Source organism: Streptomyces sp. NPDC037203, assembly GCF_055605065.1.
Map to the genome: position 1 here is coordinate 1,006,420 of NZ_JBVJUC010000001.1, position 16,318 is coordinate 1,022,737.

Below are 16,318 nucleotides of genomic sequence, written 5' to 3' on the forward strand. Positions count from 1 at the left end.
TCAAGTAAGAAGCTTCTCAGATGACCGGGGGACGGCCCAGCCGGGTGAGCCGCCAGACCGTGCGCCAGCGCATCGGACGGCGCGGACCGCAGGATGTGGCCCAGCCCTCCTTGAAGCCGCCGAACCAGGCCTTCAGGGCCGGACGCGAGGGCCGGCGCGCCAGCGTCAGCAGCAGCCAGACCCCCAGGTAGACGGGGATCAGCGGGGCGGGGAGGTTGCGCCGGGCGAGCCAGACGCGGTTGCGGGCCACCATGCGGTGGTAGACGGCGTGCCGCGAGGGTGCGGTCGTCGGGTGGTACAGCACCATGTCGGAGCGGTAGTCGATCAGCCAGCCCGCGTCCAGCGCCCGCCAGGCCAGATCGGTCTCCTCATGGGCGTAGAAGAACTCGTCGGGCAGCCCGCCGACCTCGGCGAACACCTTCGTGCGCACCGCGTTGGCGCCGCCCAGGAAGGTGGTCACCCGCGAGGAGCGCATCGGATCCGAGGCGCGCAGCCGGGGCACATGGCGGCGCTGCGTCTCGCCGGTCTCGGGGTCGGCGATGCGGAAGCTGATGATGCCCAGCTCCGGGTCGGCGGCGAAGGCCTCGCGGCACAGTTGGGCGGTGTCCTGCCGGGCGAGCAGGCCGTCGTCGTCCAGGAAAAGCAGGATGTCGACATCCTGACCGCCGGGGCCGAACGCCTCTATGCCGACATTGCGGCCGCCCGGAATGCCCAGGTTCTCCGGCAGTTCGACGGTGCGTACGCCCGCGGGGACCTCGGGCACCGGGGAGCCGTTGCCGACGACGACCACCTCGACGCGGTCCCCGTCCTGCCCGGCGACCGAGTCGAGCAGGGCACGCAGCTCCTCGGGCCGGTTCCCCATGGTGATGACGACGGCGCCGACCCGCATGGCCGCGCTCACTTCAGCCTGCTGGAGGCGAGGATGGACACCAGGTGCAGCAGCGTCTGGAGCAGGGCGATGCCGGCGAGGACGGCGGTGCCGAGCCGGGTGAAGAACAGGTCGCCGTGGATCCGGTCCGCGATGGCGAGGAGCACGATCAGCAGCGAGGCCTCGATGCCGAGGATGAGCCGGTGGAACTTCAGCGCCGAGGCGGCCCGGCGGGCCAGCGCCATCCCGGAGGAACGCGGCTCGGCGGCGGCCTCCTGCACCGGCGGCCTGCCGGTCTGGTGCCGGGCCACGCCGACCAGGTCGGTCTCCGCCTTGATCAGGATCGCGCCGAGCGCGGCCAGGGTGCCGAGGAAGGCCCACAGCCAGTCGATACGGCCGCCGCCCCACAGGTCGGCGGCGCGCAGCCCGAGGCCGACCAGTACGGCCGCGTCGGTGAGGTAGGCGCCGACGCGGTCCAGGTAGACACCGGCGAGCGAGTACTGCTTGCGCCAGCGGGCGATCTCGCCGTCGACGCAGTCCAGCAGCAGGTACAGCTGGGTGGCGACCACGCCGAGGATCGCGCCCCAGATCCCCGGCACCAGCAGGGCCGGGGCCGCGAGCACACCGCACAGGGTCATCAGGTACGTGAGCTGATTGGGCGTGACCCTGGTGTTCACCAGGTGGCGGTCGATGCGCAGGGAGACCTCACGCATGTAGAGGCGTCCCGCCCAGTGCTCACCGCTGCGCCGGTCCTTCACCCCTGCGGGATGGACGACCGGACGGAGTTCAGCTACCGATGGCCTTGACATAGTCGGCGTAGATGTCCTTGATCTGGGTCGGCTTGAGGTCGAGGTGTTCGAGGATGGTGTAGCGGCCCGGCCGGGTCTCCGGCGCGAACTCCACGGCGCGGACGAACTCGTCCACGGTGAAGCCGATCTCCTCCGGCAGCACCGGAAGTCCGTGCCGGCGCAGCACCTCGGCGGTGTGCGCGGCCTCCTCGTGGGCCCCGCGCAGATACATGGCGAAGGCCGCGCCGAGCCCGCACTGCTCGCCATGGGCGGCCGCGCGCTTCGGGAACAGCAGGTCGAAGGCGTGGTTGATCTCGTGGCAGGAGCCGGAGGAGGGCCGGGAGTCACCGGAGATCGACATCGAGATGCCGCTGAGCACCAGCGCCTCGGCGAGCACCTGGAGGAAGCCGTTGTCGCCGATGCCGCCGGGGTGCCGCAGCACCGCCTCGCCGGCCTGGCGGGCCATGGCCGCGGCGAGACCGTCGATCTTCTCGCCGTTGACCCGGTGGGACAGCTCCCAGTCCGCGATCGCGTTGATGTTGGAGATGGCGTCGCCGATGCCGGCCCTGACGAAGCGGGCCGGGGCCGCGCGGATCACGTCCAGGTCGATGACGACCGCGATCGGGTTCGGCACGCCGTAGGAGCCGCGCCCCGCGTCGTTGTCCAGGGTGGCGACCGGCGAACACAGGCCGTCGTGCGCGAGGTTGGTGGGCACGGCGACCAGCGGCAGGCCGATGCGGGCCGCGGCGAACTTGGCGCAGTCGATGATCTTGCCGCCGCCGAGCCCGACCACCGCGTCGTAGTGGCCGGACTTCATCTCGCCGGCCAGCCGGATCGCGTCGTCCAGGGTGCCGCCGCCCACCTCGTACCAGGACGCGCCGGGCAGCGAGGGGGCGAGGCGCTCGCGCAGCTGGGCGCCGGAGCCGCCGCTGACGGCGACGGCGAGGCGGCCCGACTGGGAGACGCGCTCGTCGGCGAGGACACCGGCCAGGTCGTCCAGGGCACCCGGACGGATGTCCACGACGACCGGCGAGGGGATCAGCCGGGTCAGTAGCGGCACGCGATCTCCCGCCCCTTGGCCAGGTCGTCGTGGTTGTCGATCTCGACCCAGTCGACGTCGCCGATGGGCGCGACGTCGATCCGGAAGCCGCGGTCGACCAGCTCCTGGTAGCCGTGCTCGTAGAACTGCTGCGGGTCGGTCTCCCAGACCGTCTTCAGCGCGTCGCCCAGCGCCTCGGCCGCGTCGCCCTCGATCAGGGTGACGCCGATGTACTCGCCGGTCGCCTCGGCCGGGTCCATCAGCTTGGTGATCCTCGTCATCCCCTTCTCGGGGTCGACGACGACCTTCATCTCCTCGTCCGCCAGCGACTTCACGGTGTCGAGCGCGAGGATGATCTTCTTGCCGTCACCGCGCGCGGCCAGCAGCGTCTCCTCGACGGAGACCGGGTGCACGGTGTCGCCGTTGGCGAGGATCACGCCGTCCTTGAGCGCGTCCCGGCCGCACCACAGGGAGTAGGCGTTGTTCCACTCCTCGGCCTTGTCGTTGTCGATCAGCGTCAGCTTCAGGCCGTACTTCTCCTCCAGGGCGGCCTGGCGGGCGTAGACGGCCTCCTTGCGGTAGCCGACGATGATCGCGACCTCGGTGAGGCCGATCCGGGCGAAGTTGCCGAGGGTGAGGTCGAGAACCGTGGGCTCGCCCTCTATGCCCGCGGGCCCCACCGGCACCAGCGCCTTGGGCAGGGTGTCCGTGTAGGGGCGCAGACGCCGTCCGGCGCCGGCCGCCAGCACGAGGCCGATCATGCGGTTTCTCCTTCATCGTGTACGGCGGGCGCCCCTGCGGACACCCAGAACCGGATGCTCTCCGCGAGCACCACCAGGGCGACGACCACGGCGAGCACCGTGAGCGCGGCCGTGAACTGCGCGGCGGTGAGCGCCGCGGCCAGGACGGTGACGAGCAGGGTGCGCCCGTCGTGCCCCCCTATGGAGCGCACCAGCCAGGCCGGCGGCGCTCCGGCGTTGCCGCGGATGCGGTACACCGTGTCGTAGTGATGGTAGGCGACCGCCGCCACCAGCCCGAAAGCCGCGGGAAGCGCCCCGTTCACGCCCGCTTTGCCGGCGAGGGCGAGGACGGTGCCGTACTCGGCGGCGCGGAAGAACGGCGGGACCAGCCAGTCGAGGGCGCCCTTGAGCGGACGGGCGACGGCGAGGGCCGAGGTGAGGACGTAGACCAGGGCGCCGATCACCGGCAGCACCGAGCCAGGGCCGCACAAGGCCGAGCAGGCGACGACCGCGGCACCGCCGAGCAGGGCGGCGGCGGGAACCGCGAGGCCGGGCAGCCCGCGCCGGGCCACACGCCCGACCGCCTCGGTGAGCGGGCCGGAGTCGGCGAGGTCGGCCAGCGCCTGCGCGGCGCGGTCGGTACGGTGCGCCCTGCGGGTCAGCGAGCGCAGCACCCGGCCGGCGGTGGTGTACGCGGCGGCGAAGGCGCAGCCGACGAGCAGCGCGTAGAAGGTGATCCGGGGGGTGGTGAAGGCGGTCAGGACCGCGATCATCGCCCAGCGCTCGCCGATCGGCAGCACGATCATCCGGCGCACCCAGACCGTCCAGCCGACGCTGTCCAGCTTGTCGGAGAGGGCGGCGGTGGGGCTGGTGTTGGCGCTGGCGTCGTGGTTGGCCTCGTTGAAGGAGAAGTCGACCACGTGCCGGCAGGTCTGGAGGACCATCGCGCCGAGCGCGAGCGCCCAGACGTCGTCATGGCCGCCGCGGGCCGCCCCGAGGGCGAGACCGGCGTAGTAGGCGTACTCCTTGGCCCGGTCGAAGGTGGCGTCGAGCCAGGCGCCGAGCGTGGAGTACTTCAGGGCGTAGCGGGCGAGCTGGCCGTCGGTGCAGTCCAGCACGAAGGAGGCGATCAGCAGCACGCCGGCGGCTATGAAACCGGCGCGGCTGCCGGTGGCCGCGCAGCCGGCCGCGATCAGCGCGGTGAGCAGCGAGGCGGTGGTGACCTGGTTCGGGGTCAGACCGCGGCGGGCGCACCAGCGGGCGATGTAGCGCGAGTACGGGCTGACGCAGTGCGTGGTGAAGAAGCCGTCACGGGACTTCACGGCCGACTTCAGGCGTACCGCCTCGTCGTCCACGGCGGCGACGGCCTGCCGCGCCTCGTTGCGGGCCTGCGGGTCGGCGGGTACGACGGCGACGAGGCTGCCCAGCTCGGGGCGGTGGACCTCGCTGCCGTCGGCATCCAGCTCGGTGACGATCCGGTCGGCGAGACTGCCGACGGCGACCGCGGTGCCGCCGCCCGAGGAGGTCTCGCGGGCCACGGCACGGGTCAGCGCCTGCCGGGCGGCGGGCTGGGCGGTGACGGCGCCGGGGACGGCGGCGAGCGGGAAGCGGGGGTCGGTCAGGCCGAGCCGCAGGGCGTGCACATGGCCGACGAAGCCGGCGTCGACCACGGCGACGCGGTCACCGGCGGGAGCGGCGGCCAGCAGGGTCTCGGTCTCGGCGGTGCTCTCCGCCATCCGGACGTCGAAGCCGAGGGACCGCAGATCGCTCTCGAGCGACGATCCGGGAACCGGCTGACCGGTGACGATGGCGGTCGGCAACCGTACTCACTCCCTGGGTGCCGGCGCGTCGGCGCCGGTCTTCTGCATGGTGGGCGCCCCTTGCCTGCGGCAGCCGGGCGGCATGTCGGCAGAGGGTATCGGATGAACAGAAGCCCGTGTTCACCGGCCGTTCACGGCCTGTCCCACGCTCCGGGGACCCGTCCTTTGCCGCGATCATCATGGGCGATCCCGCCCCGCCCCCACAAACCGCGGCCGCAGACTCGGGCATCCGGGACAGATGCGTCGACGTGGCGTACCCGAGCGGTCGCCGAGGGCTACCGGGACACCGCGCGGTACCGGGCGGGCGGGGGCCGGGCCGCCCGCCGGCGGATGCCGCCCGCGCGCACCCGCGCCGCCCCGGCGGCACGACGGCCCGCCGCTATGCGGCCGGACCGGCCGAGCATAGGGTGGGGAGGCATGACGTGGCTGATCACCGGCGGTGCCGGATACATCGGGGCGCACGTGGCACGCGCCATGACCGGCGCCGGCGAGAAGGTCGTCGTCCTGGACGACCTCTCCACCGCCGTCCCCTCCCGGCTCCCCTCCGGCATCCCGCTGGTCACCGGCTCCACCCTCGACCCGCCCCGCCTGCGCGAGGTCTTCGCGGAGCACGGTGTCACCGGCGTCGTCCACCTCGCCGCCCGCAAGCAGGTCGCCGAGTCCGTCGCCGAGCCCACCCGCTACTACCGGGAGAACGTCGGCGGCCTCGCCACCCTCCTGGACGCCATGGCCGCCGCGGACGTGCGCCGACTGCTGTTCTCCTCCTCCGCCGCGGTGTACGGCAACCCGGACGTGGACCTGATCACGGAGGACACCCCCTGCGCCCCGGTCAACCCCTACGGGGAGACCAAGCTGGCCGGCGAGTGGCTGGTCCGGGCGGCTGGGCGGGCGTACGGCATCTCGACCGTGTGCCTGCGCTACTTCAACGTGGCGGGCGCGGCCGCGCCGGAACTCGCGGACACCGGGGTGTTCAACATCGTGCCGATGGTCTTCGACCGGCTCACCCGCGGCGAGGCCCCCCGGATCTTCGGCGACGACTATCCGACGCCGGACGGCACCTGCGTACGGGACTACATCCATGTGGCCGACCTCGCCGAGGCCCATCTCACCGCGGCGCGCCGCCTCGCCGGTGACGCTCCGGCCGGTGATCTGACGCTGAACATCGGCCGCGGCCGGGGCGTCTCGGTCCGGGAGCTGATCACGGTCATCGGCGAGGTCTCCGGCGACCGCCGGGAACCGGTGGTGGAGCCCCGCAGGCCCGGCGACGCGCCCCGCGCGGTCGCCTCGGCCGAACGCGCCGCGCGGGAACTGGGCTGGCGCGCCCGCCGCGACGTGCAGGAGATGGTGCGCTCGGCCTGGGAGGGCTGGCGGCTGCACCACGCGAAGTAGCCCGCGAGGGGATCCGCGAGCGGCCCGCACCGCCCTGACCAGGCCCTGACCAGCGGATCGTTTCCGCAGGTCAGGGCACATGACAACGGTGTTCAGTGCCGCGTTGCCCCATACCCCCCGCCCGTAGTTGACTGGGCACCCGGACGACCACGGAAGGACGGTTCCGCCATGGGGGCTGGGCACGATCACGGGCACGCACACACCCACGCGCCGCCCACGGGCACGGCCGCCGCCGCCTACCGCGGCAGGCTGCGGATCGCCCTCTGCATCACCCTGACGATCATGGTGGTGGAGATCGCCGGCGGTTTCCTCGCGGACTCCCTCGCGCTGATCGCGGACGCCGCGCACATGGCGACCGACGCGGTGGGCCTCGGCATGGCGCTGCTGGCGATCCACTTCGCCAACCGCCCGGCGAGCGCCAACCGCACCTTCGGCTACGCCCGCGCCGAGATCCTCGCCGCCCTGGCCAACTGCCTGCTGCTGCTCGGCGTCGGCGGCTACGTGCTGTACGAGGCGGTCCAGCGGTTCGTCACCCCCGCGGACACCCACGGCGGTCTGATGATCCTGTTCGGCGCGATCGGCCTGGTGGCGAACTCCGTCTCGCTCGTCCTGCTGATGCGCGGACAGCAGGAGAGCCTGAACGTGCGCGGCGCCTTCCTTGAGGTCGCCGCCGACGCGCTGGGCTCGGTCGCGGTGATGATCTCGGCCGCGGTGATCCTGCTCACCGGCTTCAGGGCCGCCGACCCGATCGCCTCGCTGGTCATCGGGCTGATGATCGTGCCGCGCACGCTGAAGCTGCTGCGGGAGACGCTGGACGTGCTGCTGGAGGCGGCGCCGAAGGACGTCGACATGGCGGAGGTCCGGGCGCACATCCTGGCGCTGGAGGGCGTGGAGGACGTACACGACCTGCACGCCTGGACGATCACCTCCGGGATGCCGGTGCTCTCCGCGCACGTGGTGGTCAGCTCGGAGGCGCTCAGCGCCATCGGGCACGAGAAGATGCTGCACGAGCTCCAAGGCTGCGTCGGCACGCACTTCGACGTCGAGCACTGCACCTTCCAGCTGGAGCCGGGCGGACACGCGGAGCACGAGGCGCGGCTCTGCCACTGAGCCGCGGGCGCCGGGCGGCGCGGAGAACCGGCAGGGTCGTACGACCCGGAAGTCGTTCATCCGTTCGACGGCACCCGGACGGTTCCCTTCCGCGAGGTGGGGGCACGATGATCTACCGGGTCCCCCTTCCGGCGCCGTCGCACGCTCTGACATGCGGGTGTGCCGGGAAGTGCCGGGAGTGCCGGATTCGTACGGCAGACTTGGGGGGGCGAAGACCGAGGCGAAGGATGGGTATGCCGATCACACCTGCCACCGAGACGCACAGCTCGACGAACGGCGCCGCTCAGGCGATCCTGCTGGAACTCGTCGACGAGAAGGGCGTGACCATCGGCACCGCGGAGAAGCTCGCCGCCCATCAGGCGCCGGGGCAGTTGCACCGCGCGTTCTCGGTGTTCCTCTTCGACGAGCAGGGCCGGCTGCTGCTCCAGCAGCGGGCGCTCGGCAAGTACCACTCCCCCGGCGTGTGGTCCAACACCTGCTGCGGCCACCCCTACCCCGGTGAGGCGCCGTTCGCCGCCGCCGCCCGGCGGACGTACGAGGAGCTGGGCGTGTCGCCCTCGCTGCTGGCCGAGGCGGGCACCGTGCGCTACAACCACCCGGACCCGGCCTCGGGCCTGGTGGAGCAGGAGTTCAACCACCTGTTCGTCGGCCTGGTGCAGACGCCGCCCGCGCCGGACGCGGAGGAGGTCGCCGCGACCGCCTTCGTGACCGCGCAGGAGCTGGCCGAGCGGCATGCCCGTGACACGTTCTCGGCCTGGTTCATGACGGTGCTGGACGCGGCCCGCCCCGCGGTCCGCGAGCTGACGGGCCCGGCCGCGGGCTGGTGACGCCTTCCCGGCGTCCGTGGCGTCGCCCTAGGGGGACGCGGGCTTGAGCGGCAGGGCGGCCCAGATCACCTTGCCGCCGCTCGCCGTGTGCTCCACCTCGACCACCCCGCCCGCCTCTCGGGCCACCTCGCGCACCAGGAGCAGCCCCCGCCCGCCGGTCCGGCCGTGGTCGGCCTCCAGGGCCGCCGGACGGTAGGGGTGGTTGTCCTCCACGGCCACCCGCACCCACTCGGCGCCGACCGCGACCTCCACCGCCAGCACGGGCGACAGCAGGGCCGCGTGCTTGACCGCGTTCGTGACCAGCTCCGAGACGATCAGCAGCAGGCCCTGCACCAGTTCCTCGGAGACCGGCACACCCTGGCGCAGCAGCAGGTCCCGCACCGCGTGCCGGGCCTGCGGGACCGAGGCGTCCACCGCGGCGGCGGTGAACCGCCAGACGCCCTCGTACGGCAGTGGGTGAGGCGTCTGCCCGGCGCCCTCCGCTGGGCGCGGATCGTCCTCGCGCCCGTGGTTGTCCATCGTCCGGTCGCCACCCTCGCGCTCGATTGTCGCCACGCACCGAGTGTTGGCAACGACCGGCTCCGCCCCGGACACCTGACCAGAAGTCGCCGGGTATCGAGCGCTTTGCGACCGACTGCTTATGACAACGTCACGTGTCGGACTGCTTTTCACGCCTGCCGCTGCTCGCTGACGAGACCGACGATCCGGCGGCCGCCGTAGCCGGTGGCGACCAGACCGAGGCCGTCGAACAGCAGGGCGAGCGAGAAGAAGGCACCGATGACGTACTGGCTGCTGCCGGGCCAGTGGGCGAGGACCAGGATGCCGAGCAGCAGGTCGAAGACGCCGAGCAGGAGGGTCCAGCCGAACTGGGGGCCGCGTACGACCATGCTGCCGACCATCCGGAAGAGGCCGGCGGACAGGAACAGCAGCGCGGCGAACATGGTGAGCGCCGCGGCGGCGGCGTGCGGCAGCCGGATGACGACGACGCCGGCCGCGATGTTCAGGGCGGCCACGATCACGCCGAGCCAGAAGTAGCTGGTGCCGCGGGCCTGGATCGCGTGCAGCAGGCCGACGACCCCGCCGATCAGCAGCAGCCAGCCGAACAGCAGCATCGAGGTGAGCGTGGCGACCCCGGTGTAGACGAGTCCGACGATTCCGGCGAGGACGAGGATCACGCCGAGCACCGCGAGCAGGCCGAACCCCTGGCGCATCGATGCCGCCCTGTCCTCGGGCTTTCGCACCCTGGCCATCGCCACCTCCTCGGCAGTCCCCCCGGACCCTCCCCTACGGGCATTCTCCCCCTTTGTCCCCCACACGGGCGGGCTCGTAACTCCGGGGCGCGGCCGGATAGCATCCCGCGCATGGAGCCCCAGCTGTCCCACCAGGTCACCGACTCCGTCGCCACGGTCGTGATCGCCCATCCGGCCAAGCGCAACGCCATGACGGCCGGCATGTGGCGGGCGCTGCCGCCGCTGCTGGCCCGGCTCGCCCGCGATCCCGCGGTACGGGCGCTGGTGCTGACCGGCGAGGGCGGCACCTTCTGCGCGGGCGCGGACATCTCCACGCTGCGGGAGTCGGCCGGACCGGCGCAGGGGCTCGCGGTGGCGGCGGAGGAGGCGCTGGCCGCGTTCCCGAAGCCGACCGTGGCCGCGGTGCGCGGGTACTGCGTGGGCGGCGGGGTGCAGCTCGCGGCGGCCTGCGATCTCCGGCTGGCCGAGGAGGGCGCCCTGTTCGGGGTGACCCCGGCCCGGCTCGGCATCGTCTACCCCTCCTCCTCGACCCGCCGCCTGGTCTCCCTGGTGGGCCCGGCGACCGCCAAGTACCTCTTGTTCACGGCCGAGTTGATCGACACGGAGCGGGCGCTGCGCACCGGCCTGCTGGACGAGGTGCTGCCCGAGGGCGAACTCGACAAGCGGGTCGCCGAGTTGACGCGGACGCTGGTCTCCCGCTCGGGGCTCACCCAGGCCGCCGCCAAGGAGTTCGCGGACGGCCGCGCGGACCGGGACGCCCACTGGACCGAGCAGGCCCGCGCCGCCGGTGACACCGCGGAGGGCGTGAGCGCCTTCCTGGAACGCCGCACCCCGCACTTCACCTGGACCCCGCCCGCGTGAGCGCCGGCCTGACCGGAGTGCGGACGGGACACGAGCGGACGCGGCCTGCGTGAGCGGGACCCGGCCGGGCGAGGCGACCATCGGAGCGCGGGGCGCATAGGGGCCCGCAGGGGCGCGCCGCCGGTGCCCTGGCCGCCGCCCGTCCGGTGGCCCGTCCGCACCCCGTCGTCGCCGCCGACGCGCGGCACGTCCCGTACCCCGGCGCCCCCTGGGGCTGCGGGTACCGCGGGTACCGATCCGGGCCACGAGCCGCCGTCGGCACCGGGGCGCGGCCGGGGGCCGGGGAGGGTGGCTCCTGTCCGGCCCCGGCCGCGTGGGCGGAGCCCCTCGGCGGCTATGACACGGTGAACCGCCCGCCCGCCCGGAGTTCCTCGACCAGATGGGCGGGCGCCTTCTCGGGGGACCCGGCGTCGTAGGGCGGCTGCGGGTCGTACTCGGTCCACAGCTGGACGGCCTGGGCGTGTTCGTCGCCCGCGATCCGGCCGACCAGGGTGAGCGCCATGTCGATGCCGGAGGAGACTCCGGCCGCGGTGACGTACTTGCCCTCGGTCACCACCCGCTCGCCGGTGGGCCGGACGCCGTACTTCTCCAGCATCGGCAGCACCGTCCAGTGGCTGGTGGCACGGCGGCCCGCGAGCAGCCCGGCGGCGGCGAGCAGCAGCGAGCCCGAGCACACCGAGGTCGTCCAGGTGCTCGTGATGTCGGCGGTGCGCAGCCAGTCCAGCAGGACCGGGTTCTCCAGCTGGGCGAGGGTACCGAGGCCGCCGGAGACGACGACGATGTCCGGGTCCGGCAGCTCGTGCAGGGCCCGGTCCGCGGTGAGGGCGAGGAAACCGGTCTCGGTGCGGACGGGTCCGGCCTGCTCGGCGACGAAGGTGAGGCGCACGCCGGGGATGCGGCTGAGGATCTCGTAGGGCCCCACGACGTCGAGGGCGGTGAAACGGTCGTAGACGACGACGGCGATCTGCACGGTGAGTCCTTTCGGTCCGGCCGACGGCGGTGGCGGTCGGCCGACGGTGGTTCCCGGCAGCAGTCGGTCGTCCGCGGTCCGGTCCTGGGTCGTGGTCAGTCGACGGTGGCGGGGCGGAAGCGGCGGCGGTATTCGGCCGGGGCGGTGCCGAACGCCTTCAGGAAGGCGCGGCGCATGGCCTCGGGGGTGCCGTAGCCGCTGGACCGGGAGATCTCCTCGACGCCGGCGGGGGTGGCCTCCAGCAACCGGCGGGCGTGTTCCAGGCGGACCCGGTCGACGTAGCGGCCCGGTGTCACGCCGGTCTCGTCGCGGAAGGCGCGGGCGAAGTGGCGCGGGGAGAGCGCGGCGCGGGCGGCCAGGGCGTCGACGCTCAGATCGCCGTCCGGGTGCTCGGTGATCCACCGCTGCACGTCCCGCAACGGCGCGCGCAGCGCGGTCTGGGCGGCCAGCTGGACGCTGAACTGGGCCTGGTTGCCGGGGCGGCGCAGGAAGACCACGAGATGCCGGGCGAGGCGGAGCGCGACGTCCCGGTCCAGGTCCTCCTCCACCAGCGCGAGCGCCAGGTCGATGCCCGCGGTCACGCCCGCGGAGGTGGCGACGCGGCCGTCGCGGACATAGATGGGCTCGGGTTCCACGCGCACGGCCGGATGCTCGCGCGCGAGCCGCTCGCAGGAGGCCCAGTGGGTCGTGGCCCGGCGGCCGTCGAGCAGGGACGCGGCGGCGAGCAGGAACGCGCCGGTGCACACCGAGACCAGCCGTGCGGGGCGCGGGCCGTGGACGCGCAGCCAGTCGACCAGCCGGGGATCGGGGGCGCGGGTGCCCTCACCGCCGGGGACCAGCAGGGTGTGCGGGTCCGCCGCCGTGGTGAGCGCCTCGTCCGGTACGAGCGTCAGCCCGCTGGACGTGCGCACCGGGCCGCCGTCCAGCGAGGCGGTGCGGATCCGGTAGGTGCCGGGGGCGTGCGCCTCGGCGCCGGCGAACACTTCGAGCGGCCCGGTGACGTCCAGGCTCTGGACCCCGTCGAAGACGGCGAAGAGGAGGGTGCGCTGCGGGATGCCCCCGATTCTTCGGGTGCGCGCCGGATGGCCGCAATGACGAATTTCCCACCTTTTCCGCCATGGCCGGCACGTGCCGGTCGCCGGACCCGGTGCCGTGGCCCGCGCCCCGCCGGAAGCCGCCCTGATCCACGGTGGCCGGTGCCACCTGCCACAATTGCCGCGCAACCTCAGTGGAGAAGGCGGTACGGGATCGTGACGACACCCGGGTCCATCGAAGCAGGATCCATCGAAGGCAGGATCGCCGAGGAACTCGGCGTACGGGAGCGGCAGGTGAAGGCCGCGGTGGAACTGCTCGACGGCGGTTCGACCGTGCCCTTCATCGCCCGCTACCGCAAGGAAGCGACCGAGATGCTCGACGACGCGCAGCTGCGCACGATCGAGGAGCGGCTGCGCTACCTGCGGGAGCTGGAGGAGCGGCGGACCGCGATCCTGGAGTCCGTGCGCGAGCAGGGCAAGCTCACCGAGGAGTTGGCGGCCCGGATCCGCGGCGCCGAGACGAAGGCGCGTCTGGAGGACATCTACCTCCCGTACAAGCCGAAGCGGCGCACCAAGGCGCAGATCGCCCGCGAGGCGGGCCTGGAGCCGCTGGCCGAGGGCCTGCTCGGCGACCCGTCGGTGGACCCGCTGACGGCGGCCGCCGCGTTCGTGGACGCGGACAAGGGCGTCGCCGATCCGGCGGCCGCCCTGGAGGGGGCGCGGGCGATCCTCGCCGAGCGCTTCTCCGAGGACGCCGACCTGATCGGCGAGTTGCGCGAGCGCATGTGGGTGCGCGGGCGGCTCGCCGCGAAGGTCCGGGAGGGCAAGGAGGAGGCGGGCGCCAAGTTCGCCGACTACTTCGACTTCGCCGAGCCGTTCACCGAACTGCCCTCGCACCGCATCCTCGCGATGCTGCGCGGCGAGAAGGAGGAGGTGCTGGACCTCGTCCTGGAGCCCGAGGAGGCCACCGAGGGGCCTTCCTCGTACGAGGGGATCATCGCCCACCGCTTCGGCATCGCCGACCGCGGCCGGCCGGCCGACAAGTGGCTGACGGACACGGTCCGCTGGGCCTGGCGCACCCGCGTCCTGGTGCATCTCGGCATCGACCTGCGGCTGCGGCTGCGCACGGCCGCCGAGGACGAGGCGGTGAACGTGTTCGCGGCCAACCTGCGCGACCTGCTGCTCGCCGCCCCGGCCGGTACCCGCGCCACGCTGGGCCTGGACCCCGGTTTCCGCACCGGGGTGAAGGTCGCCGTGGTCGACGGCACCGGCAAGGTCGTCGCCACGGACGTGATCCACCCGCACGTCCCGGCCAACAAGTGGGACGAGGCGCTCGCCAAGCTGGCCCGGCTCGCCAGGGAGCACGCAGTCGAACTGATCGCGATCGGCAATGGCACCGCCTCCCGCGAGACCGACAAGCTCGCCGCCGAACTCATCGCGAAGCACCCGGAGTTGAACCTCACCAAGGTGATGGTCTCGGAGGCCGGCGCCTCGGTGTACTCGGCGTCCGCCTACGCCTCCCAGGAGCTGCCCGGCATGGACGTGTCACTGCGCGGCGCGGTCTCCATCGCCCGGCGCCTCCAGGACCCGCTGGCCGAGCTGGTGAAGATCGACCCGAAGTCCATCGGCGTCGGGCAGTACCAGCACGACCTGTCCGAGACGAAGCTCTCCCGCTCGCTGGACGCGGTGGTCGAGGACTGTGTGAACGGCGTCGGGGTGGACGTCAACACCGCCTCCGTGCCGCTGCTGGCCCGCGTGTCCGGCGTCTCGGCCGGGCTGGCGGAGAACATCGTGGCGCACCGGGACGCGAACGGCCCCTTCACCTCCCGTTCGGAGCTGAAGAAGGTGGCGCGGCTCGGCCCGAAGGCGTTCGAGCAGTGCGCGGGCTTCCTGCGCATCCGCGGCGGCTCCGACCCGCTGGACGCCTCCAGCGTGCACCCGGAGTCGTACCCCGTGGTGCGGCGCATGGTGAAGACGTCGGGCCAGGAAGTGGCCTCCCTCGTCGGCAACACGGGCGTCCTGCGCTCGCTGCGTCCCGCCGACTTCGTGGACGACACCTTCGGGCTGCCGACCGTCACGGACATCCTCAAGGAGCTGGAGAAGCCGGGCCGCGACCCGCGTCCGGCCTTCAAGACGGCCACCTTCAAGGAGGGCGTGGAGAAGATCTCCGACCTGTCCGCCGGGATGGTCCTGGAGGGCGTGGTGACGAACGTGGCGGCCTTCGGCGCGTTCGTGGACATCGGCGTCCACCAGGACGGCCTGGTCCATGTGTCGGCGATGTCCAAGACGTTCGTCAAGGACCCGCGGGACGTGGTGAAGCCGGGTGACATCGTCAAGGTGAAGGTCCTGGACGTGGACATCCCGCGCAAGCGGATCGGACTGACCCTGCGCCTGGACGACGAGGCGGCTCCGGCGGACCGGTCCGGCGGGGGCAAGCGCCAGCGCGGCGGGGCGCGCCCGCCCCAGCAGCGGCAGGGCGGTCAGGCCGGCCAGGGACAGGGCCAGGGGCAGCGGCAGGGCGGCGGCCAAGGCCAGCGGCAGGGCGGTCAGGGGCAGCGCCAGGGCCGGGGCGGCGACCGGGGCGGACGGCAGGCGCCGGCCCCCGCGAACAGCGCCATGGCCGACGCGCTGCGCCGCGCGGGCCTGCTGGACCCCGGAAAGCGCTGACCCGCGCGGAGCCGGCGCACACGCGCGGCCGGCCCGCTGACGGTCGGTGAAGGGCCGGAGCCCCCGCGGCTCCGGCCCTTCGGTGTCTCGCGCCCCAGGGGGCACCGGCGGAAACAGACTTTTCCCCGTATCGGGGGGTTTGGGCCGAGGAAATACACGAAGCGGGCACAGCGCCCACCTCGCCCCTCCACACTCGCTTCCGTGCACGTGACCGTGCGTGCGAAGCAATGGGGAGGACTCTGTGTTCCGCACCACCAAGCAGCGCCTGGCGGCCTGCACGGCCGCCGCCGCTGTCGCCGCCACGGCGGCCTCGTTCGCCGCTCCGGCGGCGGCCACCGGCGCCGCAGCCCGAGGCGAGCTGACGTACGGCAGCATCATCCTGCTCCAGAACCAGTACGGCGGGGACGGCGGCTACCTCGACACCAACGGCGTCTCCAGCCAGCCGGGTGCCACCTACGACGTGAGCACCAACAACCGGCCCGACAGCCGCGGTCCGGCCACCTCGAAGTGGCGGGTCGTCTCCGCCACCGGCAAGGCCACCGGCGCTCGGGTGCTCAGCGGCGACGTCGTGTACCTGATCAACCAGTACGGCAGCCACCACACCTACCTCGACACCAACGGTGTCTCCTCCCAGGCGGGCGCCAAGTACAAGGTCTCCGCCACCACGACCAAGGACCGGGGTCCGGGCACCGGCAAGTGGCACATCTTCGGCGTGCGGTCCTCGCCGAACGACGGCCACATCCGCACCGACGACATCGTGCATCTGCTCAACGACTACGGCTCCGCCGACGGCGGCTTCCTCGACACCAACGGCGTCTCCTCGCAGGGCGGCGGCGCCAAGTACGCCGTCTCCACCAGCCCCTACACCGACCGCGGCACCGGCACCGGTTCCTGGAAGGTGCTGCCTTCCTGACCTGACGCCCCGACCGCCGGGCCCCCGAGGATGCCGTACCTC

At 73.0% G+C, this 16,318-nt stretch carries 15 protein-coding genes; 6 read left to right on the forward strand and 9 right to left on the reverse strand.

Annotation, left to right across the window (positions count from 1 at the left end; translation table 11 throughout):
* Positions 1–16: 16 nt before the first annotated feature.
* Genes ACZ7EC_RS04200 through ACZ7EC_RS04220 form a run of 5 tightly spaced genes read right to left on the reverse strand, consistent with a single transcriptional unit; the run spans position 17 to position 5,255 of the window.
* Positions 17–889, reverse strand: coding sequence for a glycosyltransferase family 2 protein (locus tag ACZ7EC_RS04200; protein ID WP_471057877.1), 873 nt, complete (start codon positions 887–889; stop codon positions 17–19).
* 8 nt (positions 890–897) lie between these two features.
* Positions 898–1,677: a CDP-alcohol phosphatidyltransferase family protein gene (locus tag ACZ7EC_RS04205; RefSeq protein WP_471057595.1), complete on the reverse strand. Its 780-nt coding sequence runs from the start codon at positions 1,675–1,677 to the stop codon at positions 898–900.
* The gene (locus ACZ7EC_RS04210; protein ID WP_471057598.1) at positions 1,655–2,716 is read right to left on the reverse strand and encodes an iron-containing alcohol dehydrogenase family protein; all 1,062 of its coding nucleotides are present in this window, start codon (positions 2,714–2,716) and stop codon (positions 1,655–1,657) included. Before ACZ7EC_RS04210 ends, ACZ7EC_RS04205 begins: the two co-directional genes overlap by 23 nt.
* The gene (locus ACZ7EC_RS04215) at positions 2,704–3,456 is read right to left on the reverse strand and encodes a phosphocholine cytidylyltransferase family protein (RefSeq protein ID WP_397982971.1); all 753 of its coding nucleotides are present in this window, start codon (positions 3,454–3,456) and stop codon (positions 2,704–2,706) included. Before ACZ7EC_RS04215 ends, ACZ7EC_RS04210 begins: the two co-directional genes overlap by 13 nt.
* A complete protein-coding gene (locus ACZ7EC_RS04220) occupies positions 3,453–5,255 on the reverse strand; it encodes a DUF5941 domain-containing protein (RefSeq protein WP_471057601.1) in 1,803 nt (600 codons plus the stop codon). The genes ACZ7EC_RS04215 and ACZ7EC_RS04220 overlap by 4 nt, the downstream gene beginning before the upstream one ends.
* Positions 5,256–5,672: 417 nt before the next feature.
* Between ACZ7EC_RS04220 and galE the strand changes: the two genes are divergently transcribed.
* From galE to idi, 3 genes are all read left to right on the forward strand, one after another.
* Positions 5,673–6,644 carry a UDP-glucose 4-epimerase GalE gene (gene galE / locus ACZ7EC_RS04225; protein ID WP_471057603.1) on the forward strand — a complete coding sequence of 324 codons (972 nt, stop codon included), beginning with the start codon at positions 5,673–5,675 and terminating at the stop codon, positions 6,642–6,644.
* Positions 6,645–6,812: 168 nt separating this feature from the next.
* Complete coding sequence (locus ACZ7EC_RS04230) at positions 6,813–7,754, forward strand: cation diffusion facilitator family transporter (RefSeq protein ID WP_471057606.1); 942 nt, start codon at positions 6,813–6,815, stop codon at positions 7,752–7,754.
* A gap of 233 nt (positions 7,755–7,987) precedes the next feature.
* Positions 7,988–8,581 (forward strand): isopentenyl-diphosphate Delta-isomerase, encoded by a 594-nt coding sequence (gene idi, locus ACZ7EC_RS04235; RefSeq protein WP_471057609.1) that lies wholly within the window; start codon positions 7,988–7,990, stop codon positions 8,579–8,581.
* A gap of 27 nt (positions 8,582–8,608) precedes the next feature.
* On the opposite strand, the gene ACZ7EC_RS04240 is transcribed toward idi, so the two are convergent.
* Together ACZ7EC_RS04240 and ACZ7EC_RS04245 are read right to left on the reverse strand one after the other, a co-directional pair.
* A complete protein-coding gene (locus tag ACZ7EC_RS04240) occupies positions 8,609–9,100 on the reverse strand; it encodes an ATP-binding protein (RefSeq protein ID WP_471057880.1) in 492 nt (163 codons plus the stop codon).
* 149 nt (positions 9,101–9,249) lie between these two features.
* Positions 9,250–9,831 (reverse strand): HdeD family acid-resistance protein, encoded by a 582-nt coding sequence (locus ACZ7EC_RS04245; protein WP_471057612.1) that lies wholly within the window; start codon positions 9,829–9,831, stop codon positions 9,250–9,252.
* A 111-nt stretch (positions 9,832–9,942) separates the two neighbouring features.
* Between ACZ7EC_RS04245 and ACZ7EC_RS04250 the strand changes: the two genes are divergently transcribed.
* A complete protein-coding gene (locus ACZ7EC_RS04250; protein ID WP_471057616.1) occupies positions 9,943–10,692 on the forward strand; it encodes an enoyl-CoA hydratase/isomerase family protein in 750 nt (249 codons plus the stop codon).
* Between the two features lie 334 nt (positions 10,693–11,026).
* Here ACZ7EC_RS04250 and ACZ7EC_RS04255 read toward each other — a convergent pair whose 3' ends face one another.
* Positions 11,027–11,662: a DJ-1/PfpI family protein gene (locus ACZ7EC_RS04255; protein ID WP_471057619.1), complete on the reverse strand. Its 636-nt coding sequence runs from the start codon at positions 11,660–11,662 to the stop codon at positions 11,027–11,029.
* Between the two features lie 95 nt (positions 11,663–11,757).
* On the reverse strand, positions 11,758–12,717 hold the full coding sequence (locus tag ACZ7EC_RS04260) for a GlxA family transcriptional regulator (protein WP_471057883.1): 960 nt from the start codon (positions 12,715–12,717) through the stop codon (positions 11,758–11,760).
* 195 nt (positions 12,718–12,912) lie between these two features.
* Between ACZ7EC_RS04260 and ACZ7EC_RS04265 the strand changes: the two genes are divergently transcribed.
* Together ACZ7EC_RS04265 and ACZ7EC_RS04270 are read left to right on the forward strand one after the other, a co-directional pair.
* The gene (locus ACZ7EC_RS04265; RefSeq protein WP_471057622.1) at positions 12,913–15,363 is read left to right on the forward strand and encodes a Tex family protein; all 2,451 of its coding nucleotides are present in this window, start codon (positions 12,913–12,915) and stop codon (positions 15,361–15,363) included.
* 241 nt (positions 15,364–15,604) lie between these two features.
* The gene (locus ACZ7EC_RS04270) at positions 15,605–16,276 is read left to right on the forward strand and encodes a hypothetical protein (protein WP_471057625.1); all 672 of its coding nucleotides are present in this window, start codon (positions 15,605–15,607) and stop codon (positions 16,274–16,276) included.
* The last annotated feature ends 42 nt before the right edge of the window (positions 16,277–16,318 follow it).

Bases quoted from the DNA above. Each gene is read 5' to 3' on its own strand.
- ACZ7EC_RS04245 (WP_471057612.1), bottom strand. From the start codon at position 9,831: ATGGCCAGGGTGCGAAAGCCCGAGGACAGGGCGGCATCGATGCGCCAG.
- ACZ7EC_RS04240 (WP_471057880.1), bottom strand. From the start codon at position 9,100: ATGGACAACCACGGGCGCGAGGACGATCCGCGCCCAGCGGAGGGCGCC.
- ACZ7EC_RS04230 (WP_471057606.1), top strand. From the start codon at position 6,813: ATGGGGGCTGGGCACGATCACGGGCACGCACACACCCACGCGCCGCCC.
- ACZ7EC_RS04205 (WP_471057595.1), bottom strand. From the start codon at position 1,677: ATGTCAAGGCCATCGGTAGCTGAACTCCGTCCGGTCGTCCATCCCGCA.
- idi (WP_471057609.1), top strand. From the start codon at position 7,988: ATGCCGATCACACCTGCCACCGAGACGCACAGCTCGACGAACGGCGCC.
- galE (WP_471057603.1), top strand. From the start codon at position 5,673: ATGACGTGGCTGATCACCGGCGGTGCCGGATACATCGGGGCGCACGTG.
- ACZ7EC_RS04215 (WP_397982971.1), bottom strand. From the start codon at position 3,456: ATGATCGGCCTCGTGCTGGCGGCCGGCGCCGGACGGCGTCTGCGCCCC.
- ACZ7EC_RS04250 (WP_471057616.1), top strand. From the start codon at position 9,943: ATGGAGCCCCAGCTGTCCCACCAGGTCACCGACTCCGTCGCCACGGTC.
- ACZ7EC_RS04200 (WP_471057877.1), bottom strand. From the start codon at position 889: ATGCGGGTCGGCGCCGTCGTCATCACCATGGGGAACCGGCCCGAGGAG.